Here is a 25,056-nt window from a genome sequence, read left to right as displayed (position 1 = left end):
GTACCGCGCTTCGAGTTCGGCGACGCTGTCGAACAATTCCCTGGCGCGGGCGCCGAGCGATGTCGCCTCCTCGCCCTCGGCCGCGATCTGGCGCTCGAGCAGCGCGATGCGGTCAGGATCGTTCGCGGTCCTCGCCGACGAAAGCGCGGCCTCCAGCTCTATCTTGCGCGTCGCGGCGCGGCCGGACAGCGCCTGCAGCCTGTCTGCCTCGGTTCGTTCTGCACGGGCCCGGGTCGTCAGCGCCTGCTTCACTAGGGACAGAGTGTTCGCAAAGTCGCGGGACGTGGACGTGATCTCGATCTCGCCCGATGTGCCGCTCGGCGTAGCCGTTCCGAGACCGGCGGTCCGGACGATCGGCGTTCCGGCGCCCTTGAAGTAGAGATCGGCATCCGAAGAGAGCAACACCGGCACATCTATGGTCTGCCCGATCAGCGAAGGATCGGCGACGACGCGATCGCGCAACGCATCGGACGCGCCTGTCGACAGGATGGAATCGAGCTGACGACGCTGGGTCCGGTCTCTGGCGTCCGGAAATTCGGCACGCAGCGCATTGCGCACCAGCGCCTGGAAATCTGCAGCGCGGATGTCGCCAGGATTTCGTATGCCATTGGCATCGATCTCGGCCGCATCCACGGTGATCTTCATCACCAGCACATGCTGCGTGAAGGCCGGCAGGCCCTTGACGATAATGTCGGACAGGACGACGACCAGAAAGATCGTGGTGATCGCGATCGCGGCAAGGCCATAGAAGCGGAAACGGGTTTCCGCGCGATAGCGCGCCTTGACGCGCGCGCGCGCAGCGTCGGTTCCAAGATCGATCGAGCGAACGCCAGGAAGGGTGGTGTCAGTCATATTGTTCCCGATAGCGTTTCACGATCTGCATCGCGATGATGTTGAGCATCAGCGTGAAGAAGAACAGGACGAAGCCGAGGGCGAAGGCGGACAGGGTCTTGGCGCTGTCGAATTCCTGGTCGCCGACCAGAATCGTCTTGATCTGCACCGTGAAGGTCGTCACCGCGTCGAGCGGATTGAACGTAAGGTTGGCGGCAAGGCCCGCAGCCATCACCACGATCATGGTTTCGCCGACGGCGCGGCTGATAGCGAGCATGAAAGCCGATACGATGCCCGGCAAAGCGGCAGGCAGCACCACCTTCTTGACGGTTTCTGATTGCGTTGCGCCCATGGCGTAGGAGCCATCGCGCAACGATTGCGGCACCGCGTTGATGACGTCGTCCGAGAGCGACGACACGAACGGGATGATCATCATTCCCATCACGATGCCGGCGGCCAGCGCGCTTTCGGAGGCGACGCTCAGGCCCAGGGCTTCGCCCGAGCCGCGCACCCATGGCGCGAGACTGAGGGCGGCGAAGAACCCCAGCACTACGGTCGGAATGCCGGCCAGGATCTCAAGGACTGGCTTCGCCAAGGCCCGGAAGCGCGGCGTCGCATATTCCGCCATGTAGATTGCCGCGAACAGCCCGATCGGCCCGGCGATCAGCATGGCGATTGTGGTGATCAGCAATGTGCCGACGACCAGCGGAACGATACCGAAAGCGCCGGACGAGCCGACCTGATCGGCGCGAATGGCGGTCTGCGGGCTCCACTGCAGACCGGTCAGGAAGTCGATGGGCGAAACTTTCTGGAAAAAGCGGACCGTTTCGAACAGGACCGAAAAGATGATGCCGATGGTGGTGAGAACGGCGACGCAGGCGGCCGCCAGCAGCACGTATTTAACGACATTCTCGACGTGGTTGCGTGCGCGGAAACTGACCGACAGCGAGCGCAACCCGTAAGCGATACCAATCAGGCCGAAGATCCAGCCAGCACCGAGAATGACCGTGTCGGTCCAGGACCGCAGCGAGGAATATAGATCCGCCGCATTCTTGAGCGCGACGCTCGGCTCGCCGACATAGCGGCCGGACGCGACGGCGACGATGTCGCGCAGCGCAGCACCGCGTTTGAGGTTGTCATCGAGCAGCGCGGGATCGAGCGCATTGATCGCCTGGGCGTTGACGATCCGTTCGGAGAGCGGCACTGCGACCACGAAGATCAATAGCATCGGAATGAGGATGCTGATCACGACGAAAGAGCCGTGATAGCTCGGGCGCGAGTGCAATGCGCCCGTCCGCCCCGCAGCCACCGCGCGCGAGCGCCCCAGCAGATATCCAACGAACACAAGCGCGGCGAGGCCTAGGAAATACAACGATGTCATCGCCTCAACCCTTCAAACCCGCGGCTTCATCTTGTGCAGCTTCACCGGCCGCCCGAGGATCGGGCAGCCGCATGTGCGACTGCCCGGGCTTTCAACTTGCCCATTACGAACCGAGGTTATCGAGCGCCAGCGGCTTCATGTCGGTGACCGCCTTCCGGACCTTGTCGGCTTCCGCCTTCGGCAGGGTCACGAGACCCTTCCGCGACAGATAGCCGTCCTCGCCGATCGCCTTGGCGGACACGAACTCGGCGACGAACTTGTCGATACCCGGGACGACGCCGACATGTTGCTTCTTCACGTAGACGTAAAGCAGGCGCGAGCCGGGATACTTGTCGGCGGCGATATTGTCGTAGGTCGGCTCGACGCCGTTCAGCGGCACGCCTCGCAGCTTCGAGGTGTTTTCCTCGAGGAAGGAATAGCCGAAGATGCCGAAGGCATTCTTGTTGGCAACGAGCTTCTGAACGATCAGGTTGTCGTTCTCGCCGGCTTCGACATAGGCGCCGTCCTCGCGGATCGACTTCCAGGCGCGCTCGAACGCCTTCGGGTCCGACTTCTTCAGCGCAGCGAGGGCCGGTACGCCTTCGGCGCCCTTTTCGAGCAGCAGTTCATGCAGTGCGTCGCGGGTGCCGGAGGTCGGGGGCGGGCCGAGGACTTCGATCTTCACGTTCGGCAGCGACTTGTCGATGTCCGACCAGTTCCTGTTCGGATTAGCGACCAATTTGCCGTCAGCACCCGGCACCTCCTTGGCGATCGCCAGGAACAGCTGCGGCAGGGTCAGCTTCATCGCCGTCCCTTCCTTGGACTGGGCAAGGCTGATTCCGTCATAGCCAACAATCAGCTCGACGACGTCGTTGACGCCGTTCTTCTGGCACTGCTCGAGCTCGCTCTTCTTCATGCGGCGCGATGCATTGGTCGCGTCAGGATGCTCGACGCCGACGCCAGCGCAGAACAGCTTCATGCCGCCGCCCGTGCCGGTCGATTCCACCACCGGCGTCTTGATGCCGCCGGTCTTGCCGAGCTGCTCGGCCACGGCGGTCGTGAACGGATAAACGGTTGAGGATCCCACAATACGGATCTGGTCGCGCGCCTCGGCGGCGCCAGCAAACATCACGCCGGCCGCCACGAGCGCGAAGGCGCTGGCGAGGGTCTGGTGTTTCAAGGTCTCTCTCCTTCGTTATGTGCCGGACATGCGTGGCGTCAGAGCCTTGGGGAAGCGCGTCCGATCGCCCCGGTCACTAGAGGCGACATGCAGAAGCTTCTATGACGCGGGGATGACGCCTGGATGACAGCGCAAACTATTGAATTGACGCCGTTTTTTGACCTGATCCGGCTGTCCCTGTTGATATCGGCAGCCGCACTATGAACGTCGCCCCCTCGCCGGAGCGGCTTTCGATCGTGAGCCGTCCATGGTGGCGATTCATGATGTGCTTAACGAGCGCCAGCCCGAGCCCGGTACCACCCTGCTCCCGGCTTTCGGTCACGTCGACCCGGTAGAACCGCTCCGTGAGTCGCGGCAGATGCTCCGCCGCGATACCGGGGCCGTAGTCGCGCACCGCCACAACGGCCTCTTCGCCACCGCCGACGGTCAAGGCGCGGGACAGCGTGACCTCCACGCGTTTCCCCGATGCGCCATACTTCAACGCATTTTCGATCAGGTTTTCGAACACACGCGTCAGTTCATCGCGGTTGCCCGAAACGATCAGCGGCTCTTTCGGCGCATCAATCGAGACCGTTACGCCGCGATCACGCGCCAGCACCTGCAACGCATCGATCACCTGCCGCACGATCGGCGACAGATCGACTGGCGTCTCGGGCCGGACATGCGCGGCCAGTTCGATACGCGAAAGCGACAGGAGATCGTCGATCAGACGCGCCATGCGCTTGGCCTGCCCTTCCATGATGTCGAGAAAGCGCTCGCGCGCCGCCGTGTCGTTGCGGGCCGGTCCCTTCAGCGTTTCGATGAAGCCCGACAAAGCCGCGAGCGGCGTCCTCAATTCGTGGCTTGCATTCGCGACGAAATCGACCCGCATCTCCTCGACCCTGCGAATCGGAGTGAGATCGCGAAATGTCAGCAACAGGCGCGCGCCAGCCCCACTGTCGTCGTGCGCTCTGAGCGGAGTCACGAAAACCTCGAACCAGCGCCCGGACGGCACCCGCTCTGCAAATTCGGCGCGTTCGGTCTTGCGGCCGAGCGATGCACGCCGTATCGCGTCGATCACTTCCGGTATCCGGAGCGCAAGGGCCGCCGGCTCCCCAATCCGCAAGGCCGGTGCAATCGTGCTCGCGGACACATTCATGGCGGCGACCCGGCCCTCCGCATCCAGGAGAACGGTCGGATCCGGCAGGGCCGTGACAACATCGGCAAACAGGCTGTCGTTATCGATCGCGGGCGACGAGGCCACCTGCTCGGCCTCCTCCACATGCGCGCGGCGGCCGAGATACCAGGCGGCAGCTACGACAGCGATTGCAGCGGGGATTGCGATAACGGCGCTGAGGTCACCGCGCGCACTGACCAGGGCAATCGCGACGACCGCGATCCCGGCGATCAACCATAGATCATAACGTCGGGCATGCGCCTCTGGCGCGTCCGCAGGTAATTCCCTGTCATTGCCTTGATCCATCGACATTGGACGGCTTCTGGTCAGAGGCTTCTTTCGCGTGCTGCGCGATGACGTCGCCGGCGATATTGCCAAGCTGCGGGACGCTGTTGGAGAACATGCCCTTGATGATTTCCCTCGCACCCAGGATCGCGAGCGCGAACGCGAACGGAATGACGTAGTACAGGAGCCTGAATAGCAGCAAGCTCGCCAGCAACTCCTCCTTGTCGAAATTCCAGAGCGCCACCAGCATGGCCGCATCGAACACCCCGAGCCCGCCCGGTGAATGGCTCGCGAAACCAAGCAGCGTCGCGGAGACGAAAATCACCGCCAGCATGACAAAGTTGATGTGTGGCTGGTCGGGGAGCAGGAGATACATCGCGGCCGCGCAACATCCGAGATCGACGATCCCGATCATGATCTGAAGGAATGTCAGCGGACCGCCTGGCAAGGTCACCTGCCACCCGTCACGTCCGATCGCACGCGGACGGACCCAGACCCAGACCACATAGACCACCAGGGCAGCAATCGTGAGTGCGGCAAGTGTCCGGTTGAACCATTCGGGCAAGTGGTTGATCGCGGTGGCAGCTTCCGGCGCATAGAAAATGCCAAGTCCAAGCACCGTGGCGTTGCCGAGCCAGAATGTGAGACCGGCGACGAAGCAGATCTTCGCGACCTCGATCGCGCTCACCCCGTGCGCGGAATAGATGCGATAGCGGACCGCGCCGCCAGTAAAGGCGCTGGCGCCGACATTGTGCCCGACCGAATAACTCGTGAAGCCCGCAAGAGCGGCCGTGGGATAGGACACGTCCTTGCGTCCGATCGTCCGCAGGGCAAACAGATCGTAGAAGGTCAGGGTGAAATAGCCGAAGGCGACGAACAACGCGGCAAGCCAGAAATCCCGCGCATCGGTGGCGCGAAGCGCTTGGTAAACTTCGTTCAGATCGATGCCGCGCAGCATGCGGTACAGAACGACCGCGGCCACCACGATGATGATGACACTGAGGGCAAAGCCTATACGATGCCACCCGATCTTCTCGCTGATGAAGCGCGCCACCGAGCGAAGCATTTCAAGCATGCAGAACCCCGCCGAACCCGGCCGTTATGCCAGGCCGCGGCGAGGTACTAGCAGAAGTCAGGGCCCGCAAGCAAAAGCGACCAGAAACCGCGATTGCGGGTCTTGACGGCCCGCAATCGGTCACGATCGGCGCGCACCGCGTCAACGCGGCGGGATCTGGATCAGTTCGGCCAGTTGATCCTTGGTCAGTTCGGTTGCCGTAAATTTGAGCGTAACGGCATCTTTCACGACCGTATCAAGCCCGGTGATCCGATCGGGGTTGACCGAGTCTTTCGGGAAGAAGTCGTCGCGTGTGCGGCGCGCCTTGGCTTCCGGGATATTCAGCCAGTCCGCATAAACCTTGAGGCCGGCATCCGTGTACATGAAGTCGATCGTCTCCCGATACGCCTTCATGTAACGGTTGATGGCGTCCTTCTTGCTCTGCAGCACGGGCGCGGTCGTCATCAGCAGCCGCACCGTCTGGCCCTTGAATGCCGACGCGTCGTTGCCACTGGCCAGGATGCGGATCTGCTTCTGGTCAAGCTGGTCCAGTCCAAAGGGCGGCGCCGCCCAGCCAATGTCGATCTGTCCCGACATCACCTGCGTCAACGTTCCGGGAGGGCCCCCAGTCGCCGTCGGCTTCGCCGTAAGCCCGTATTCCCGCATGAAGGCAGTGACGATGCCGTGGGTCGAGGAGCCGTTGGTCGAATAGGCAAGCGTCTTGCCGGCGGTGTCCTTCAGATTCTTGATGGGCGAATCCGACTTCACGTACCAGTAAAGGTCGGCGGCACCCGTAGTCTCGGCGCCGAGGATCCGCACCGGCGCGCCTTTGGAATATGCGCTGAGAACGCCCATGACGCCGGCGGCGACGCCGATATCGACACTGCCGGAAATCGCAGCCTGCTGCGTTTCGCCCGCACCCTGGGTGTAGACGATCTCCAGCTCAAGACCGTGCTTCTTGAAAATGCCGGCGCGCTGGCCGACCTCGGAGACCGAGGTGTCCCAGTTGCCACGCTGGCCGACCGCAAGCTTCAGCTTGTCCTGCGCCAGCGCAGGCTGCAGCCCGAACAGATAGCCGGCTGCGACCAGCCCAAGCAGCGGACCGAAAGTCCGTCGATTCATTGATGTCCTCCCTCTGCGTAGTGTCGTCGTCTTCGTTGATCGAGACGATCTTGATCGAGATGTTAGCCTTGATGGGGGCGCTAGGCGACCTTCTCCTGACCCTGTTCCTGATCCGACGCCACCGTAAAGCTGCGCCAGTTCGTCGATTTCGGCACGATACCCTCGAACGACCGGATCTTCCCATGCGCGACGTGCGGCGTCGTGCGCCCAATCGCCACGCCTGAATCGCGCATTGTCCGGGCGGCATCGACCATCAGCTTGCGAAACTCGACCACCGCGAGATCGCTCGCGCCAAGGCGCTCCTTGGTGCGGTCGGCGATCGGCCCCATGGTCTCCCACATCGCGATGTCCTGATTGGGGATGCCCTTGATTCCCGTGAAATTGCCGAGCCGCATCGCGTTGCGGTCCTGCTGATAATCATTGTCGCGGGTGCGCAGATTGTTGAAGCCACGATCGAGATCGATGCCGGGCTGCGCGACGTTGAACTTGCGCCACACCTCCTGGTCGATCCCCGCCTTGTCCGCCCACGGCGTATCCTTGTCGCTCCAGGCGATGAAGTGGAACACCGTATTGTGGTCATCGACCGGCGCCAGCAGGGTCGCGACATTGTATTCGTTGTTCGGCGGGATCAGCGCGGTGAACGGGGCAACATAAACCGTCACGCGCACATAATCGTTCACGTTGGCATTGGCGATCGGGCGGCGGATGGCCGCGTAGTGGAATCCGAAACTCGTGCGCTCGACCTGCAGGCGGGGCGCCTTGTCGGTCGACGGACGCAGCCAATGCGTGTCAACGGCTTTCGCGGCATCCACCTTGGCCGGCTTCATGTCCGAGGAATGCAGGCTCGACGAATGCGCGGAATCGATCTGGCCTTCGAGAATCTGCGCCCAGTTACAGCCGACGTGAATCTTGACGATCGAGACTTGCGCGTTCTGCGTCGGTGCGAAGGCCGGCGGCTCGAACTCCGGCATGGTCTCGGCCGGTCCCATATAGGTCCATACAAAACCGCCCCATTCGCGGGCGGGATAAGCCTTGACCTTTACCTTCTCGACGAAGCCGCTCTCGGGCGGTTCGGAGGCCATCTCCACGACGTTGCCCTCCACGTCCATCTTCCAGCCGTGATAGAGGCAACGGAGCCCGCATTCCTCGTTGCGGCCGAAGGCGAGCGAGGCACGGCGGTGCGGGCAATATTCGTCGAGGATCCCAAGCCGCCCGTCGCTGTCGCGGAACACGACGAGGTCCTCGCCAAGCAGACGGATCTTGAGCGGCTTGCCGTCCGGTTCCTCGACCTCCTCAATCAGGCAGGCCGGCATCCAGTGACGCCGCATGATCTGACCCATCGGCGCATCGCCTTCGACGCGGCACAGGAGGTCGTTTTCCTCGGCGGTCATCATCGCTTTGCCTCCCAGAACAGCCCGGGTTGGATCCCGGATAAAATGTTAGCCCTCTAAGTTTTTATCCTATAATGCTTCCAGCCTGATGTCGAGGCGGCGCGACGCCGCGATTGTGCAACGCACCGGAATTTGCGACCTAGACCCATCCGAAAAGGCTACGTCTGCAACACGTCACCCGGCCATGAGTTCGATCCCGCAAACCGATATCCCCGTCCTTGTCACCCGTGCCGAGAACATCGCGGACGGCATCCACCTTTACGAGATACGGCACCGGGACGGTGGCGAGCTACCGGCCTTCACCGCCGGCTCGCATATCAATCTGCGCGTGCCGAACGGCCTGACGCGCAAATATTCGCTGTGCAGCGACCCGGCCGAACGGAGCTTCTACCGCGTTGCGATCAAGCGCGAGGATAACGGTCGCGGCGGCTCGATTTATCTCACCGACAACACCAAGGTCGGCGACGAGTGGACGATCTCAAGGCCCGACAATGCCTTCGCGCTGCCCCAGCGCGGCGACAATTTCATCTTCATCGCGGGCGGCATCGGCATCACACCGTTCATCGCCATGATCCATGCGCTGAAGGCCGATCCGGCCAAGAAGTTCAAGCTGTATTACTGCTCGCGCACCCCGGAGATGACGGCGTTCCGCGAGGAACTGAGCGCGCCGGAATACAGTGGCAAGGTCGTCATTCACTATGACGGCGGCGATCCGGCGAAAGCGCTCGACCTCTGGCCAATCGTGGAGGAGCGCAAGAACCGCGAGCACCTTTATTGCTGTGGACCGCGCGGGCTGATGGAGGCGGTGCGCGACGCCACCGGCCATTGGTCGCCGACCGCAGTCCACTTTGAGGCGTTCAGCGAGGCCGATGCGCGCCGGCCGGACGATACGCCGTTCAAGGTAAAACTTGCGAGGAGCGGCGCGGTCATCGAGGTCCCGGCCGGGACCACGATCCTGGAGGCGATGCGTGCCGCCGGTTACGACGTGCCCAGCTCCTGCGAGAGCGGCACATGCGGCACTTGCCGCACCAAGCTGCTCGAAGGCGAAGCCGACCACCGCGATCTGGTGCTGACCGAAGCCGAACGCGGCAGCCAGATCATGATCTGCGTATCCCGCGCGAAGACGCCGGAACTCGTGATCGACCGGTAGCGCAGATGACTGGCCAGCCCATCCGTCTCGGAATTGCCGGGCTTGGCCGCGCCTTCACGCTGATGCTGCCGACATTCGCGGCGGACCCGCGGATGACGCTTGCCGCTGCGACGGATCTTCGTCCGGAAGCGCGCAAGCGGTTCGAGGCGGATTACAGTGCGCCGACCTACGATACCGTCGAGGCGTTGTGCGATGATCCATCGATCGATGCGGTGTATGTCGCAACGCCTCATCAGATGCACGCGGCTCACGTGATCGCCGCTGCCGCGCGCGGCAAGCATGTGCTGGTCGAAAAGCCGATCGCGATCCGTATCGAGGAATGCGACGCCATGATCGACGCGGTGCGACGCGCCGGCGTCCAGCTCGTCATTGGGCACAGCCACAGCTTCAATGCGCCTGTCCTGCATGCGCGCAGGCTGATCGACAGCGGCGCCTATGGCGCGGTCCGCATGATTCACGCACTCAACTATACGGATTACATGGTCCGGCCGCGGCGCCCGGAGGAGATGGATACGACGCAAGGCGGCGGCGTGATCTTCAGTCAGGGCGCGCATCAGATCGATATTGTGCGCCTGCTCGGCGGCGGCCTTGTCCGCAGCGTGCGCGCGCAGACCGGCAATTGGGAACAGTCGCGTCCCACAGAGGGCGCCTATTCCGCCCTGCTCACATTCGAAGACGGCGTGTTCGCCTCCTGCACCTATAGCGGTTATGCGCATTTCGACTCCGACGAGTTCATGGGTTTCATCGGGGAGATGGGGCTTCCGAAAGATCCCGCCCGCTATGGCACGATGCGCAGGGCGCTGCAGGCGGCGGGCAACGCCGACGAAGAGGCGGCGCTCAAGGCCGCGCGCAATTATGGCGGCAGCGCCTATGCGCCGCCGTCCGCCACACCCGCCAACCGGCGTCACCAACATTTCGGTTCGATCATCGTGTCGTGCGAGCGCGGCGATCTGCGGCCAATGCCGGATGGCGTGATGATTTACGACGACGAGGCGGTTCGCCTCGATCCGGTCCCCGTGCCCGCCATCCCGCGCGCCGAAGTGATCGACGAATTCTACGCGGCCGTGGCCAATGACAAGCCACCGCTGCACGATGGCGAATGGTCGCGCGCGACGCTCGAGGTCTGCCTCGCGATCCTCGAATCGTCACAGGCGCGGTCCGAGATCACGCTGCGTCATCAGGTCGGATTGCGCGGAGCCGTGCGATGAGTCGCCGGAAGCAACCCGACACCGATGCGATCCTGAAACATTGGCGCGAAGCCGTGCCGAACGATCGCCTCGCGCATCTCGTGAAGGATGCGACCCGCTCCCTTCTCCGTGCGCTGCAGATGCGGCTCACCTCCCATGACGTATCACTCGGGCACTGGACCTTCCTGCGCATCCTTTGGGAAAAGGACGGGCTCACGCAGCGCGAACTCAGCGAAGAAGCGGGTGTGATGGAACCAACGACATTCTCCGCGCTCAACGCCATGGAGAAGCTTGGCTACATCACGCGGCGGCAGATGCCGGACAATCGCAAGAAGGTCTACGTGTTCCTGACACCGAAAGGCCGTCAGTTGAAGGACAATCTGGTGCCCCTGGCGGAAGAGGTCAACCGGATCGCGGTCAACGGCGTGCCGGCCGAGCACATCGCGACCACGCGCCAGACGCTTCTGTCGATCATCGAAAATCTTGCGCGCGACGATGCAGCATCCGTCGATCCGCAGCGGCGCATCCCTTCTACACGCGAAATTGCGTCGCGCGTCGCGGCTGGCGGCAAACACAAGAGCGGATGAGCCAGCCTATTTCGGGGGAAGAACCTCGACGCCGAATTCCAGCGCCGACGGCAGCAGCCACGACCAGAAGCTTCCGGCCATGCTGCGCGACACGGCGAGATGCACCGCGTCGTCGACATCCGCCCACCACAGCTGCACACCGATTCCGCCGATCGCGGTGATGATGGTATCGCCGCGCCGAAACGCGCGCGGATGCAGATCGACCGGGCACCCCTTGGCGAGTGCGTCGCGAACCCGCGCACCATGCAGCCGCAGGACGGCGCGCGCATCCGTCTGGTCCGTCACGGCAGCCATGCCCTTGAGCTGCTCCGCAAGCTCGGCCGGCATATCGGGCCGGATCGATACTCCAAGCCATTGTGACGGACCGGCCCAGATGAAATCGACCAAATCTTCTGCTGCCGCACGCGGTGTCTGCGGCAATTCGATCCCGAACCGCGACACGACCTGATCCGCGAGCGTCCGGTCGCCTTCGGCGCCGATCACGAAAGCAAGCGAGAGATCATGCCGCGGCGTAACGATCACACCCGGATCTCCGCTTCCGGCGCCCGAGCGCCCGGGAGTGGCAATGCCCTCCCAGGCGCCTTTCCGCTGCCATGGGGTACGCCGCTCAGACACGCAACCGCTCCTCTTTCGGATCCACGAAGACGGGAGAACAGACCTCGACGTCCATCGCTTCACCGCGCAGCGGATCAACGCATCGAATAACCTCGCCGACCCGCTCCGGACCGTTGCGCAGGAGACCGAGTCCAACCCAGTGCTGAAGTGTCGGCGAATAGGCGACCGAGGTCATAAACCCTTCGTCATTCTCCGCCGTTGCAGGCTTGCCGGCCGAAACGAAGTGCGAGCCAGCGCGCAACCGGTCTGCCGTGTTCACCGGACGGAAGCCGACAAAGCGCGGTCGCGAGGTATCCAGCAGCGCCGGCCGCGCCGCCATGACGCGGCCGATATAGTCCTTCTTGCCCGACATCATCTTTCCAAGGCCGAGGTCGCGCGCGGTCGTCTGGCCATTCAGCTCGTTGCCGGCAACATGACCCTTCTCGATCCGCATCACACCGAGCGCTTCGGTTCCATACGGACGAATGCCGTAGGGCTTGCCTGCCTCCATGATCGCACGGATCGCCGCATTGCCGTATGAGGCCGGAACCGCAAGCTCGTAGGCAAGCTCGCCGGAGAACGAAATCCTGAACAGGCGCGCTGCGATGCCGCCGCCCACCGTCACAGCGCCGGAAGCGAGATAGGGGAACGCCTCGTTCGACAGATCGTATTGCGGATCGACAACACCGCGCAGCACGTCGCGCGCACGCGGCCCGGCAATCGAGTATTGCGCCCATTGCTCGGTGACCGAGACCATCCGGACGTCGAGCGACGGCCACAGCACCTGATGACAGAATTCGAGATGCTGCATCACACGCACCGCGTTCGCGGTCGTGGTGGTCATCACGAAATGCGTTTCGCCGAGCCGCGCGGTCGTGCCGTCGTCCATGACGAAGCCGTCCTCGCGCAGCATAAGGCCGTAGCGCGCCTTGCCGACGGCAAGATTGGTCCATCCGTTGATATAGACGCGGTTCAGGAACTCCGCCGCATCCGCGCCCTGGATATCGATCTTGCCGAGCGTCGAGACGTCGCAGACGCCAACGCTGCTGCGCACCGCGTTCACTTCGCGAACCACGGCATCGAGCCAGTCGCGATCGCCAGCTTGCGGGAAATATTGCGCACGCAGCCAAAGGCCGGTTTCGACAAAGACGGCGCCCTGCTCACGCGCAAAATCATGCGACGGCGTCAGGCGATACGGGCGGAAATCCTTGCCGCGATGATGACCCGCAAGCGCGCCGATCGCGACCGGCGTGTAGGGCGGCCGGAATACCGTCGTGCCTGCACGTGCGATGTCGACGCCACACAGGGCAGCCATCATTGCATGGCCGGCGACATTAGAGGTCTTGCCTTGATCCGTCGCCATGCCGAGTGTCGTGTAGCGCTTCAGATGCTCGACCGCGCAGAAGCCTTCGCGGTGTGCGAGCTGTACGTCGGACGCAGTCACGTCGTTCTGGAAATCGACGAAAGCCTTCTTGCTCGTCACCGGCATCCAGACCGGGGAGGCATCACGGCCATCGTCCTCAGCCCGCATTTGCGGCAACGGCACAGCATCGAATCCGCAGTCCTGCGCCGCGGATGCGCCTGCCGCTCCGCCCTGCTCCAGCCCGCGCGCAAGCCCATACTCGCCACTGGCGGCGCCGACGACGGACAGCCCGGGCGGCAGAGCCTGCGGCGGAAGAAATGCGAATCGCGCCGCGTCCCATGCGGGCTTGCCGCCAAGATGCGTCGTCAGATGGATGGCGGGATTCCATCCATTGGACATCGCAACGAGATCGCACGGCAGATATTCGGTCGCGCCGCTCTCAAGGACCACGTCGAGCCCGGCGACCAGCATACGGCCGTGTACGGCCTTGGCCTGCGCACCGAGCAGAACCCGGATGCCGGCCTTGTCAGCCTTGGCCAGCAAAGCCGGACCAACGCTCTTTCGCGCGTCGACGATCGCAACGTTCGCGCCAGCGCTCTGCAGATCATAAGCCGTGCGCCAGCCGTCATCGCCGGTCGTGACAACGACGCATTGCCGGCCGGGCACAACACCGAAACGGTTGATATAGGTACGCACCGCGCCCGCCAGCATCACGCCGGGACGGTCGTTGCCGCCAAACACGATCGGACGCTCGATCGCGCCGGACGCCAGCACAGCGCGCTTGGCGATGATCTGCCAGTAGCGCTGGCGCGGTTGATGCGGCGGCGGCTCGGGGAGATGATCGGCGACGCGTTCGAGTGCGCCATAGGTGCCGCCGTCATATACGCCAAACACCGTGGTGCGCGGCATCAGCCGAACTTCGGGCATCGAGGCCAGTTCAGCCTTCACCGCGGCGAGCCACGCATCGGCTGGCGCGCCGTCGATCTCACGCCGCTCGGACAGGAGACGTCCGCCGAATTCGAAACTCTCGTCGCACAGCACGACGCGTGCACCGGAACGGCCAGCGGCGAGCGCAGCGGCAAGTCCCGCCGGACCCGCGCCGATCACCAGCACGTCGCAATACAGGAACGCCTTCTCGTAACGATCAGGATCCGGCAGTCCGGCGGCGCACCCGAGTCCCGCAGCGCGGCGGATCAGCGGTTCGTACAGCTTTTCCCAGAACGCCGCCGGCCACATGAAAGTCTTGTAGTAGAAGCCCGCGCCCATGAAGGGTGAGAGCGGAGCTGTCAGCGACAACAGGTCGAAACGCAGCGACGGCCATCGATTCTGGGAGGCGGCTTCGAGACCATCGTAGAGTTCGACGGTCGTTGCACGCGTGTTCGGCTCGCGTCGCGCACCGCTCCGCAACTCGACAAGCGCGTTCGGCTCTTCGCTGCCCGCGGAGAGAATGCCGCGCGGCCGATGATACTTGAACGAGCGGCCGACCAGTTGCACGCCGTTCGCCAGCAGAGCCGAGGCCAACGTGTCGCCCTGGAAACCGCGATAGCTTCGGCCATCAAACTTGAATTGCAGCGACCGCGAGCGGTCAATGCGACCGCCGGACGGGAGGCGATACGACATCAGGCGCCTCCCTGTTCGCGCGACAGCGCGGCTTGTCTGGCGCTTATGACCTTATTGATTGCGTGTGTGCGCGTGTCGCGCTCCACCACCAGCCAAGCGTGACAGCCTGAGCCGTGATACCAGAACTCGCGAGCAGGGCCGGCCGCGTTGGTGCGCGGATAAACGTACTCGAACATCGCACCGGCATCGGCGTCCATTCCGTTCGGCCGCACCGGATCGGCATCGCCGAGCACCGTGAATTCGCGCCGGTCGCGTTCGCCGCAATAAGGACAGGGAATTCGCATCGGATGCCCTAGTGCAGATTGGCCTGGGCGCCGGCGCCCTTTTCGTCGATCACCGCGCCGGTCGCGAAGCGATCGAGACGATAGGCCGTCGCGACGGGGTGCATTTCATCGCGCGCGATCAGATGCGCGAAGCAGAAGCCGGATGCCGGCGTCGCCTTGAAGCCGCCATAGCACCAGCCGGCATTGAGATAGAGGCCGTCCACCGGAGTGCGGTCGATGATCGGTGAGCCGTCCATCGACATATCCATGATGCCGCCCCAGTGCCGCAGCACGCGAATGCGCCCGACACCCGGCCAGACCGCCATCGCGCCTTCCATCACGTCCTCGATGACCGGCAGGTTTCCGCGCTGCGCATAGGACGTGTAGCCGTCGATATCGCCGCCGAAGACGAGGCCGCCCTTGTCCGACTGGCTCACATAGAAATGTCCGGCGCCGAAGGTCATCACGATGTCGATCAGCGGCTTCAGCCCCTCCGACACGAAGGCCTGCAGTACGTGACTGTCGATCGGCAACCGAAGCCCCGCCATCGCCGCAAGCCGCGATGAATTGCCCGCCACCGCGAGGCCCACCTTGCGCGCGCCGATGAAGCCGCGCGTAGTATCGACGCCGGTGACGCGGCCGCCTTCGATACGGATGCCGGTGACTTCGCAATTCTGGATAAGATCGACGCCCCGCTGGTCCGCGCCGCGCGCGTAACCCCACGCCACCGCATCATGCCGCGCGGTGCCGCCGCGCCGCTGGATCAACCCGCCCTGGATCGGAAACCGCGCATTGTCGAAATCGAGGAATGGCACCAGCGCCTTCACGCCATCGCGGTCGAGTAACTCGGCATCGACCCCGTGCATCCGCATCGCATTGCCTCTGCGCGCATAGGCATCGCGCTGCGCATCGGAGTGATAGAGGTTCAGCACGCCGCGCTGGCTGACCATGGCGTTGTAGTTGAGGTCCTGCTCGAGGCCCTCCCACAGCTTCATCGAATGTTCGTAGAACGGGATGTTGCCGGGCAAGAGATAGTTCGAGCGGATGATGGTGGTGTTTCGCCCGACATTGCCGGAGCCGAGATAGCCCTTCTCGATCACGGCGACATTGGTGATGCCGTGGTTCTTGGCGAGATAATAGGCGGTCGCGAGACTATGACCGCCGCCGCCGACAACGATCACGTCATAGGAGGGCTTCGGCTCGGGCTCGCGCCAGACCGGCCGCCAGCCGCGATTGCCGCGAAAGGCCTGTGTGAGAATGCTGAGTGCCGAATAGCGCAAGGATGTCCGCCGCCGCTTCGCGGCCCGCGCCGCATGGCGGATATTGATCACCGGACGCGATCGAGACTATTGTCCAGAAACGACGCATTCTTGCCTGAACGCGTCACCCAGCCGGATTTTCAGGCCCCAGCACCGATGAAAACCGACGCGCCGCGAAAGGTCGGCTTTCTCCTGATCCCGAGCTTCTCGCTTCTGTCCTATGCGTCGGCGGTCGAGCCGCTGCGCGCAGCCAATCGCGTGTCCGGGCGATCGCTTTACACATGGCGGCATGTCTCGGGTCAGGGCCGGCCGATCGAGGCGTCCAGCGGACTTGCGATCGCGGCAGATCACGCGATCGGTGACGATGTCGACCTCGACATGCTGCTGGTCTGCGCCGGAGGCAATCCGGCGCTTCACCGCAATGCGCGGACATTGTCGTGGCTGCGGAAGCTGGCGCGGCGCGGCGTCCGTATCGGCGGCGTCTCGGGCGGTCCCTATATTCTCGCGCGCGCCGGACTGCTGGATGGATATCGCTGCACGATCCACTGGGAGCACATGGCCGGCTTCCGCGAGGAATTCCCGCAGCTCGATACGCGGCGCACACTGTACGAGATCGACCGCCATCGCCTGACCTGCGCCGGCGGCATTGCCGGCTTCGACATGATGCGCGCGATCATTGCCGCCGAGCACGGCTCCGCACTCGCGGCCGCCGTCAGCGAATGGTTTCTGCAGACGCAACTGCGATCCGGCAGCGGACCGCAGCGGCTCACATTGCGCGAGCGTTATGGCGTCGCGCATCCGAAGCTGCTGGAGGCGTTGAAGGCGATGGAAGACCGGACTCAGAAGCCGTTGTCGCGAAACGAACTGGCTGCAGCGACCGCACTATCGGTGCGTCAGCTCGAACGGCTGTTCGCGAACCACCTCGGCACCACCATTGGAGACCTGTATCTCAAGATCAGGCTCGATCGCGCACGCACGCTGGTTCACGAGACCGCCTTGCCGCTGCTCGAAATCGCCATCGCCTGCGGCTTCGCCAACGGCAGTCACTTCTCGCGCGCCTATCGCGCACGCTATGGGCAATCCCCGCGACGGGACCGCGACGCGATCCGGGAGCCGGAATAAGCGGGCGCAATAGCTCACCAGACGAGCCCTTGAACCAAACGATACTCTTTAGTATCGTTCTATTTGTCGGGCGCCATTCGACGTATCCGAGACCAGCGGCGAGGAGTTTCGATGCAGACGCCCTCCATTGACGAACTCAGAAGCGCGGTTCAACCGGCGCGCGTCCACCGCAAGCTCTACACAGACCCTGCGATCTTCGAACTGGAGATGGAGCGCATCTTCGGCGTCGCCTGGATCTACGTCGGCCACGAGAGCCAGGTGCGCAATCCCGGCGATTACTTCCTGACGCAGGTCGGCCGCAAGGCGATGGTCGTTACGCGCGACGAGAGCGGCAAGTTGCGCGTGCTGCACAACCAGTGCGCCCATCGCGGCGCGATGGTGGTCGCATCCGATTGCGGGCATGCGAAGGAATTCCAGTGCGTCTATCACGGCTGGACCTATCACCTCGACGGACGACTGAAGGCGGTGCCGCTCAATCATGGCTATCCGCAGGATTTCGATACCAAGAGTCCGCGGACCGCAATGACGCAGGTACCCCGGGTCGAAAGCTATCGCGGCTTCATCTTCATGAGCCAGGCTAAAACCGGCCAGAGCCTGAAGGATTATCTCGGCCATATGGCGACATCGATAGACGACATGGTCGATCGCGCGCCGGACGGCGAGATCGAAGTGGCGGGCGGCGTGTTCCGCCACGCCTATAATGCGAACTGGAAGCTGTATCTCGAGAATCTCTGCGACGCCGCGCACCCGTGGTTCACGCACCGCTCGTCGATCGACGCGGCGCAGCAACAGAGCGACGACGTCTATTCCGACGGCACCGGCGAGATCGCGATCCGCCAGATGCGCCAGAACGGCGCGCCCTACTCGTTCTGGGAAAATCAGGTCGGGATCTGGACCTATCCCAACGGCCACTCCTATCTCGGCGATTATCACGACGACAAGAAGCTGATTGCCTCGATGGAAGACCCGCTGTTCCGCGAATACATCGCGGTACTGGAGGCGAAGAAAGGCAAGGACGAGGTCAAACGCATCCTCGAAGTCCGCCGCTGGAATTCGAACCTCTATCCAAACCTCTCCTTCATGAGCTCGTTTCAGCAGCTTCGCGTGGTGCATCCCATTTCGGTGAACCGCACCGTGGTCTGCACCTACAATTTCCGCCTTAAAGGTGCGCCGGAGCAGATGTTCCGCAACACCATCAGCTTCGCCAATATCGTGAACGGCACCGGCTCGCTGGTGCTAACCGACGATCTGGAAATCTACAATCGCGTGGGGATCGGCCTGCACAGCGAAGGCGCCGAATGGATCGAGATCGGCCGCGGCTATCACTCTGACGTCCGCGATGAGTTCGGCGGCCTGAAAGGCAAGAATTCAACAAGCGAAGTCTATATCCGCAACATGTTCGACGCCTGGCGCAGCTACATGCTCGGCGATGATGCCTCCGCTCAAGCGATCAAGGCCAGCGCATGACCGCCACAGCATCGAAACTTGCCACCGGCCTTTCTCGCAGTCAGTGCGAAGACTTCCTCATTCACGAAGCCCGCCTGCTGGATGACGCGCGGTTCGACGAATGGCTCGGCCTGTTCACGGACAAGGCGCATTACTGGGTGCCGAGTGTCGCCAATCAGGAGAGCCCGCTCGATACCGTCTCGCTGATGTATGACGACCGCCGTCTGCTGGAGACGCGCGTGCGCCGACTCGCAAGCCCGCGCATCTATTCGCAGGAGCCACGCTCGCGCACCAGCCGGATGGTGACCAATGTGACCGTCGAAGGCGTGGACGGGGCCACCACCAAGGTGCGCTCGAAATTCGTTCTGGTCGAATACAGGCGCGAGGAGCAGCGGCTTTTCGCCGGCACCTATTGGCACGATCTGGTGACCACCGGCGGCGACATCCGCATCGCGTTCAAGCGGATCGACCTCGTCAATTGCGACGCCCCGATGGACGGGCTGGTGGTGCCGTTCTGACGGTATGGCGGCCGGCTCGGACGAGACACATCCACCCGGTCGCGGCAACCTTCGCAGCCGCCGGGTCGGTGCGTGAGGTGCGTTGGCTCCCCCTCCTGATTATCGTATCGCATTGAAGGACGTCACATCACGTCGGTCCGTGAATGCAACGAGACAAACGCGTACTCCTCTCAGTCAACAACGAGGATGCCTCGCATTGCGTCGACATATTCGTGCGCGCGGAAGGTACATTCGGCTTCGAGGAATACCGTCGTGACGTCGAGGACAACGCCGGATGGTTCACAACAGGCGGCTACGCGGCGCAGACTTTTGCGGATGAAGCGTCAGCGATTGAGGCCGCAAAGCTGACAATACCGTGGCTGACCGGAATGCTCCCCGGGTGAACCGGCCGGTGGCGGCCCCTGCCGGATCAAGCGCACGACAGGAGCGCAGCCCGGACTCAATGGCGGTCCCGGGAAGACTCGAACTTCCGACCTTCGGTTTAGGAAACCGCTGCTCTATCCGGCTGAGCTACGGGACCGCACGACGCGCGATGTAGCATAAGACCGCGACACGTCACACCGAAAATGACCCGGTGACGGTTGCTCACTGAACCAGCTCCCGTCGAAGGCGGCCTTGACGCGCCCGATCACGCCACCGAGGCCTGTACGTTCGAGTTGTTTCCCCCGCGCTCCACCATTGGGCTCGGCAGGCGCGATGGTTGGGAGGCCTCCAACAGGTTCAGAGACGCCCTATTGCTTCGGAGAAGCGTTCGGCAACACGAAGATCTGACCGGGATAGATCAGGTGGGGATTGCGGATCTTGTCCCGGTTGGCTCCGAAAATCAGCGTGTAGCGCTGGCCCAAACCGTAGGTGGCATGACTGATGCGCCACAGATTGTCGCCACGAACGATCAGCTTCGTCTCGATGCTGGGAACGACAACCGTGTCGCGCCGGTCGCGCGTCGTGCTCGGAACGACGGGCGAAGTGGCCGTCACCGGCTTCTGCGCGCTTGGCTGGCTCACCGATGCATCGCTCTTGTCGCGCTGGACGACCGGACCACCGGCAGGTACGGCGGGAGACGCGGCCTGAACCGGCTTCGCACTCTCCCCAACCGGTGCCTTCGCGGGCTCGCTTACAGCCTTCGGCGCAGGTTCGGTCGCGGCCGACCGCGACGGCGACAATACTTGTGACGGTCCCGATGCCACAAGCGCGGTCTTGTCATTCGTCGCGCTGGGCGATTGCGCCGGTGAAGCGACCGCCGCTTTCGTGGCCGGCCCCAACTCCGCCTGTTTTGGCGTCGCAGTCGATTCAGACGCAGCGGGCGCCTGCGGCGCTTGTGGCGCTTGTGGCGCGGAGGGAGTCACAGCAGCCATCGACGCGGTCACACGGAACGGCGTTTCCACGTGCGACACGACCGTCTCGGCAGCGTTCATCTGCTCCAGCCGGATGCGATAGTCGCCCGCTCGGACACCGCTGCGGATCGAAAACGACACGCGTCCTTCCGGCGAGACCGTACCGGTCGCGATATAGCCGTCATTCATGTAAAGCCGCACCTGAGCACCCGGCGCAGCGCGACCGGATACGAACAGCCCACCATTGTCTTCCGGGCGAATCGTCTCAATGCGAATCTCGCCATCCTTCGATGCCGGTTTCGTCGCAACGTCGTCCCGAGGTTTCGATTGAGGCGTGGCCGGCGAAGCCACCTGTGGCGTAGCAACCGGTGCTTTCGGAGTACTCAGGGTCGCGACGGCCGGCGCGTCCTTCGCGCGCAATGTCACGGCCACTGCGCTCTTGGACACCATCACGGTTCCGTCCGGTCGGGTCGCGCGTAGCGTGATGTCATAGCTCCCGGGCGGCAGCGGCTTCGGAACGAAAACGAAAGCGCCTGATGCATCCGCCGTCGTTCGATCGTGGACCTGTCCGCTGACCAGCAATTCGACCGAGGACCCGGGCGCGGCCCGTCCCGCGATCACCGCCTCGCCGTCCTGTTCCACCCGCGCGACATCGAAAGATGGCCCGGCATCCGTAGTCGCGGGCGCCGACGGAGCAAGCCGGTCGCCCAGATCCTTCAGAGCCTGATTGGCCTCGGTGATCGCCCTGGACGCCGACTTTTCAGGAGCTGGGCTTGGCGCCGGTGCCGCCGGCCGCGCCTGTTCCACCGGCGGCTTATTCGAGAGCCGGGCGACGATGTCCTGAAGGCGCCCGGAGTCAAACAGCCACCACATCAGCGCGGCCAGACCCAGCACCAAGAATGCGAGGAAAACGATAACGCCGCGCGCTGCTGCGAACGACCGATTCATTGCACCGTCCCGTCTGCTCTCGTCGGAACCGTTGTAGTGCAATTGCGCCTTCTTGTGAACCGCACTGACGAGACCGGGGTCAATGTCGCGCGAATGGACGTCGCAAGCTCACGGCCGGACGCCGGGGCTCTCCAGCGCCATTCCGCGCGCACGCCACATCAGGAACAATTCGAGTTCGACATACTCGAGCGCGCCGAGGGCATACGGCTCCGCCCGCACGCCGGTCATGCAGTTGCGCAGCCGCCTCTGCAGCGAGCCGAGGCTTTGCCATTCCAGTCTGTAGATCGGGTAGCCGGTTGGATGCGCCTGCGGAATGATGTTGCCGGCGAGACTCTTGCCCCAATTGTCGTCGTGACATTGCGCACAGGACAGATTCAGCTGGCCGATCCGCTGATTGAACGAAGCGCGTCCCCGTTCGCGAAATGGTTCAAGCCGTGCGTCCTTTGGCGGATCGATCGGCTGCCCCCTCGACTGCAGCGCGATGTAGGCAGTGAGCGCGAGCAACTCCGCGCTCTCATAGCGGAACGGCGCGGCCTTCTGGTCGCGCTCGCGCGACAGATTGATGCGCTGTTCGAGATCGACAGGAACGCCAGTCGGCTCGTCAAACGCCGGATAGCGTGCGGCGACACCTTTCATGCTGCTGCGCGCGTCACCGTGGCAATCGGCGCAGGACTTGCCCGAAGCGCCGCCCTTCGCGTTCCACAGCGCTTCGCCGTCGAGCACCGCCAGCATCGCGGGATTGGACATATCGTCGTCCTGCATCGCCCTGGTGTCGCGGCTCATGTCTTCATAGCTGGAGCGCCGCTGATCGAGCGGGATCTCGGCGCGCGCGCCGACAAGAGCGCTCACGGCAAGTGTCGCAGCGCCGAGCATCAAGACATACAGAACACCCGGCAGGTTCATTCGACCGATATGCTTGCGGACGCTTCCGCTTCGAAGCCGTTATCACCAGTCCATTTGAACGCGATCGTTCCGCTCTCGGTCGCGACAGTGTGGAACGTGATGAAGGGATTGGCCGATATCGCCGGATGCAGCGTGGCGTTGAAAATCTCTTCGCCGTTATAGGTGCACACCATCGACGTGATGATGTTGCGCGGAATCGGCTTGCCCATATTGTCGACGCGAAAGCCGTTCTCCATCACGTGCGAGATCAGTGTCCGGATGAGAATGACGTCGCCGCGCTTAGCTTTGGGCGGCACATTGATGAGAGTGCGTGCGGGGACAGCCATCAGACCGGATCCTCCAGACAGGCGCTGAGCGTGAGGATGACATCGGCAGTATCGGACCAGAAGGTCCCGTCGGACATCTCGCAAAGTGCCGTGAGTTGCTGCGTATCGGCGAGCCGGATGCGGGTTGACACTTCCGCCTTGCCCGCGCGGGCGCCGAGCCGGATGCCGATCACGTTCGGCAACGGGTTCTTCTGGGTGAACAGGTGGATTGCGGTGACGTGATCCTTCTCCGTCATCGGACTGTCGGCCGAAATCGTCACCGCAACGGCGTTACCGTTTTCCACGAGCGGCGGGATGGTGAGCTTGACCTTGCCCGGCGTGACCGGCTTTCCGCCGGTGACCTGGCGGATGGCAGCGGCCATGGTTTCCGGCGTTGCACCGGCGGGGCGGACGACCAGCAGCGCGCCGGCCCCCGCGAGAAAGAGTCGCCGTGTCGTTGCAAGCGATAGCGGTGTTCGCTCCATCGGCTATTCCTTGAGTGTCATAAGATACGCCACCACGTCTTCGATCTCCGACGCACTGAGGATGGGCTTGCCACGCAGGTTGCGGGCGACGCGGGTTAGCCCCTCGGTGCGATAGAACGGCGGCATGATCGTAGCTGCATTGAGGCGCGTGGCATCGACCATGCGAAGCCGCAACTCTCCTTCCGTCCAGCGTGTTCCAGTGCCTCTCAAGTCGGGCGACAGGTTGCCCTGGAAGCGCTGCTCGGGAAACGGACCCGAGTGGCATAGCAGGCACGTATTGTCGCGCTTCACCACCAGCGCACGCCCGTTCACGGGATCCCCCGGCTTGCCCGTGAGTGATTTAGGGATCGCATGGTCGACAACCTCGTACGGCACGAGCTGTTCCTGCGCGTTCGCGGCCGCGCAGCCGGCCGCCACGACACCCGCAGTGAGAAGGCCGCGACGGATCACCCGAACGACTCCCGCGTAATCCGATGGAACCAGTCCACAGCTTCACGCGCTTCCCTCGCGCGCACGGAGCGCGGCTCGCTGGCATCGCTGATGACCACCGGCTCGGCCTCGACATATTGCCCCTCGGATGGGCGGTAAGTTCCGCGCTGGGAAATCGCGTAATCCGGTGCGATCAGGCTGAAGCATGAACTCTTCAGGGTCGGCGTCGCAGGCGCGCGCCCCGCAAGCAACACGGCAATCGCGGCAGCACAGATCGTACCCTGCGATTGCGCGGCGGATGCCGAGCGCGGCATCGCGCCTGCGATTGCCGCATCGCCAATGACGTGGATGCCTTTGTGCAGCTTCGATTCGAAAGTCAGCGGATCGACCGGACACCAGCCGGTGCGGTCGGCGACGCCGGCAATGTCCGCGGCCTTCCCTGCCCTCTGCGGCGGAATGACGTTGACGACACCGCCCTTGTATTTGTCGAAATCCGTCGCGACGATTTTCGTCGCGACATTGACCGACCTGGGCGCGCCGCCATCAGACAGGCCGACCCATTCGATCAGGCCGGGATAAAGCTCCTTCCACGCCGCCTGGAACAGCTTCTGCATCGTGAAGCTTTCCTTCGCGTCCAGAATGATGACCTTGGACCGCGGCTTCTTTCCCTTGAGATAGTGCGCGATGAGGCTGGCACGTTCGTAGGGCGCTGGCGGGCAACGTGCCGGATTGACTGGCACAGTGATGATGACAGCCTCGCCATCGTTCATGTCCTCGAGCTGACGACGCAGCACGTCGATTTCACCGTTGCTGGTGAAGGCGGGCGGCATCGCAGTCATTGCAGTCTGGTCGTAACCCTCGAGCGCGTTCGGCAGAAACGCGATGCCTGGCGACACCACGAGGCGATCGAACGTGAGATTCTGGTTGTTGCCGAGCAGAAGACGGCGCTTCCCCCGATCAATCCCGACCATGGGTGACAAAGCCACCTCGACGCCCAGCGCCTTGATATGATCGTAGCCAAATTGCTGGGACTTCAGGTCTGTCAGTCCGCCGAGAATCGCATTGCTGTGCGGCGGCGCCGTATAAACTGGATTGGATACGACCAATGTGACGGCAATCTTCGGATCGATCTTGCGCAGCGCACGCGCGCAGCTCGTCCCGCCG

At 63.4% G+C, this 25,056-nt stretch carries 23 protein-coding genes, 1 tRNA gene and 1 pseudogene; 7 read left to right on the top strand and 18 right to left on the bottom strand.

The window, feature by feature from the left end; all coding sequences use genetic code 11:
• Positions 1–369 precede the first annotated feature (369 nt).
• The 7 genes and pseudogenes from VNZ93_RS01275 to VNZ93_RS01245 all read right to left on the bottom strand — a co-directional run.
• A pseudogene (locus VNZ93_RS01275) lies at positions 370–852 on the bottom strand (DUF3333 domain-containing protein); the annotation flags it as partial.
• On the bottom strand, positions 845–2,212 hold the full coding sequence (gene pstC / locus VNZ93_RS01270; RefSeq protein ID WP_325698922.1) for a phosphate ABC transporter permease subunit PstC: 1,368 nt from the start codon (positions 2,210–2,212) through the stop codon (positions 845–847). The pseudogene VNZ93_RS01275 and the gene pstC, both read right to left, overlap by 8 nt.
• Before the next feature lie 103 nt (positions 2,213–2,315).
• Complete coding sequence (locus VNZ93_RS01265) at positions 2,316–3,371, bottom strand: PstS family phosphate ABC transporter substrate-binding protein (RefSeq protein ID WP_325698919.1); 1,056 nt, start codon at positions 3,369–3,371, stop codon at positions 2,316–2,318.
• Positions 3,372–3,507: 136 nt separating this feature from the next.
• Positions 3,508–4,839, bottom strand: a complete 1,332-nt coding sequence (locus tag VNZ93_RS01260) for an ATP-binding protein (RefSeq protein ID WP_325698916.1) — start codon at positions 4,837–4,839, stop codon at positions 3,508–3,510.
• A complete protein-coding gene (locus VNZ93_RS01255; protein ID WP_325698913.1) occupies positions 4,817–5,887 on the bottom strand; it encodes a lysylphosphatidylglycerol synthase domain-containing protein in 1,071 nt (356 codons plus the stop codon). Before VNZ93_RS01255 ends, VNZ93_RS01260 begins: the two co-directional genes overlap by 23 nt.
• Before the next feature lie 141 nt (positions 5,888–6,028).
• The gene (locus tag VNZ93_RS01250; RefSeq protein ID WP_325698910.1) at positions 6,029–6,988 is read right to left on the bottom strand and encodes an ABC transporter substrate-binding protein; all 960 of its coding nucleotides are present in this window, start codon (positions 6,986–6,988) and stop codon (positions 6,029–6,031) included.
• An 80-nt stretch (positions 6,989–7,068) separates the two neighbouring features.
• Complete coding sequence (locus VNZ93_RS01245; RefSeq protein ID WP_325698907.1) at positions 7,069–8,382, bottom strand: Rieske 2Fe-2S domain-containing protein; 1,314 nt, start codon at positions 8,380–8,382, stop codon at positions 7,069–7,071.
• Between the two features lie 181 nt (positions 8,383–8,563).
• Here VNZ93_RS01245 and VNZ93_RS01240 point away from each other — a divergent pair, with 181 nt between their 5' ends.
• From VNZ93_RS01240 to VNZ93_RS01230, 3 genes are read left to right on the top strand one after another with little or no spacing between them, the layout of a single operon-like run.
• Positions 8,564–9,529 (top strand): PDR/VanB family oxidoreductase, encoded by a 966-nt coding sequence (locus VNZ93_RS01240; protein WP_325698904.1) that lies wholly within the window; start codon positions 8,564–8,566, stop codon positions 9,527–9,529.
• Between the two features lie 5 nt (positions 9,530–9,534).
• Positions 9,535–10,737, top strand: coding sequence for a Gfo/Idh/MocA family oxidoreductase (locus tag VNZ93_RS01235; protein WP_325698902.1), 1,203 nt, complete (start codon positions 9,535–9,537; stop codon positions 10,735–10,737).
• Positions 10,734–11,303: a MarR family transcriptional regulator gene (locus VNZ93_RS01230; protein WP_325698900.1), complete on the top strand. Its 570-nt coding sequence runs from the start codon at positions 10,734–10,736 to the stop codon at positions 11,301–11,303. The genes VNZ93_RS01235 and VNZ93_RS01230 overlap by 4 nt, the downstream gene beginning before the upstream one ends.
• A 6-nt stretch (positions 11,304–11,309) precedes the next feature.
• On the opposite strand, the gene VNZ93_RS01225 is transcribed toward VNZ93_RS01230, so the two are convergent.
• The 4 genes from VNZ93_RS01225 to VNZ93_RS01210 all read right to left on the bottom strand — a co-directional run bounded on the left by VNZ93_RS01225 (position 11,310) and on the right by VNZ93_RS01210 (position 16,423).
• Positions 11,310–11,825 (bottom strand): sarcosine oxidase subunit gamma, encoded by a 516-nt coding sequence (locus tag VNZ93_RS01225; RefSeq protein WP_325698897.1) that lies wholly within the window; start codon positions 11,823–11,825, stop codon positions 11,310–11,312.
• An 85-nt stretch (positions 11,826–11,910) separates the two neighbouring features.
• Positions 11,911–14,880 (bottom strand): sarcosine oxidase subunit alpha family protein, encoded by a 2,970-nt coding sequence (locus tag VNZ93_RS01220; RefSeq protein WP_325698894.1) that lies wholly within the window; start codon positions 14,878–14,880, stop codon positions 11,911–11,913.
• Complete coding sequence (locus VNZ93_RS01215) at positions 14,880–15,164, bottom strand: sarcosine oxidase subunit delta (protein WP_325698891.1); 285 nt, start codon at positions 15,162–15,164, stop codon at positions 14,880–14,882. Before VNZ93_RS01215 ends, VNZ93_RS01220 begins: the two co-directional genes overlap by 1 nt.
• A gap of 8 nt (positions 15,165–15,172) precedes the next feature.
• Positions 15,173–16,423: a sarcosine oxidase subunit beta family protein gene (locus tag VNZ93_RS01210; RefSeq protein ID WP_325698888.1), complete on the bottom strand. Its 1,251-nt coding sequence runs from the start codon at positions 16,421–16,423 to the stop codon at positions 15,173–15,175.
• 135 nt (positions 16,424–16,558) lie between these two features.
• Here VNZ93_RS01210 and VNZ93_RS01205 point away from each other — a divergent pair, with 135 nt between their 5' ends.
• The 4 genes from VNZ93_RS01205 (at position 16,559) to VNZ93_RS01190 (ending at position 19,871) form a co-directional block, all read left to right on the top strand.
• Complete coding sequence (locus VNZ93_RS01205; protein WP_325698885.1) at positions 16,559–17,524, top strand: GlxA family transcriptional regulator; 966 nt, start codon at positions 16,559–16,561, stop codon at positions 17,522–17,524.
• 111 nt (positions 17,525–17,635) lie between these two features.
• A complete protein-coding gene (locus VNZ93_RS01200) occupies positions 17,636–18,991 on the top strand; it encodes an aromatic ring-hydroxylating oxygenase subunit alpha (protein WP_325698882.1) in 1,356 nt (451 codons plus the stop codon).
• On the top strand, positions 18,988–19,488 hold the full coding sequence (locus tag VNZ93_RS01195; RefSeq protein WP_325698879.1) for an aromatic-ring-hydroxylating dioxygenase subunit beta: 501 nt from the start codon (positions 18,988–18,990) through the stop codon (positions 19,486–19,488). Before VNZ93_RS01200 ends, VNZ93_RS01195 begins: the two co-directional genes overlap by 4 nt.
• Positions 19,489–19,631: 143 nt before the next feature.
• Positions 19,632–19,871: a hypothetical protein gene (locus VNZ93_RS01190; protein ID WP_325698877.1), complete on the top strand. Its 240-nt coding sequence runs from the start codon at positions 19,632–19,634 to the stop codon at positions 19,869–19,871.
• 60 nt (positions 19,872–19,931) lie between these two features.
• Here VNZ93_RS01190 and VNZ93_RS01185 read toward each other — a convergent pair.
• The 7 genes from VNZ93_RS01185 to VNZ93_RS01155 form a co-directional block, all read right to left on the bottom strand.
• Positions 19,932–20,008, bottom strand: a tRNA-Arg gene (locus VNZ93_RS01185).
• A gap of 211 nt (positions 20,009–20,219) precedes the next feature.
• Positions 20,220–21,770, bottom strand: a complete 1,551-nt coding sequence (locus tag VNZ93_RS01180) for a hypothetical protein (RefSeq protein WP_325698874.1) — start codon at positions 21,768–21,770, stop codon at positions 20,220–20,222.
• Positions 21,771–21,878: 108 nt separating this feature from the next.
• Entirely contained in the window at positions 21,879–22,673 is a 795-nt protein-coding gene (gene soxA / locus VNZ93_RS01175; RefSeq protein ID WP_414709943.1) for a sulfur oxidation c-type cytochrome SoxA, read from the bottom strand.
• Positions 22,670–22,999 carry a thiosulfate oxidation carrier complex protein SoxZ gene (soxZ, locus tag VNZ93_RS01170; RefSeq protein WP_325698871.1) on the bottom strand — a complete coding sequence of 110 codons (330 nt, stop codon included), beginning with the start codon at positions 22,997–22,999 and terminating at the stop codon, positions 22,670–22,672. Before soxZ ends, soxA begins: the two co-directional genes overlap by 4 nt.
• Positions 22,999–23,463: a SoxY-related AACIE arm protein gene (locus tag VNZ93_RS01165; RefSeq protein ID WP_325698869.1), complete on the bottom strand. Its 465-nt coding sequence runs from the start codon at positions 23,461–23,463 to the stop codon at positions 22,999–23,001. Before VNZ93_RS01165 ends, soxZ begins: the two co-directional genes overlap by 1 nt.
• 3 nt (positions 23,464–23,466) lie before the next feature.
• Complete coding sequence (soxX, locus tag VNZ93_RS01160) at positions 23,467–23,913, bottom strand: sulfur oxidation c-type cytochrome SoxX (RefSeq protein WP_414709942.1); 447 nt, start codon at positions 23,911–23,913, stop codon at positions 23,467–23,469.
• On the bottom strand, positions 23,910–25,056 hold a 1,147-nt coding region (locus tag VNZ93_RS01155; RefSeq protein ID WP_325698867.1), incomplete at its 5' end, for an NAD(P)/FAD-dependent oxidoreductase. The genes soxX and VNZ93_RS01155, both read right to left, overlap by 4 nt.

This window comes from Pseudorhodoplanes sp., assembly GCF_035565795.1.
In the GTDB taxonomy this organism is placed as follows: Bacteria; Pseudomonadota; Alphaproteobacteria; order Rhizobiales; family Xanthobacteraceae; genus Pseudorhodoplanes.
The sequence above is the reverse complement of the archived record's forward strand: the minus strand, read 5'-3'. Positions and strand labels throughout refer to the sequence as shown.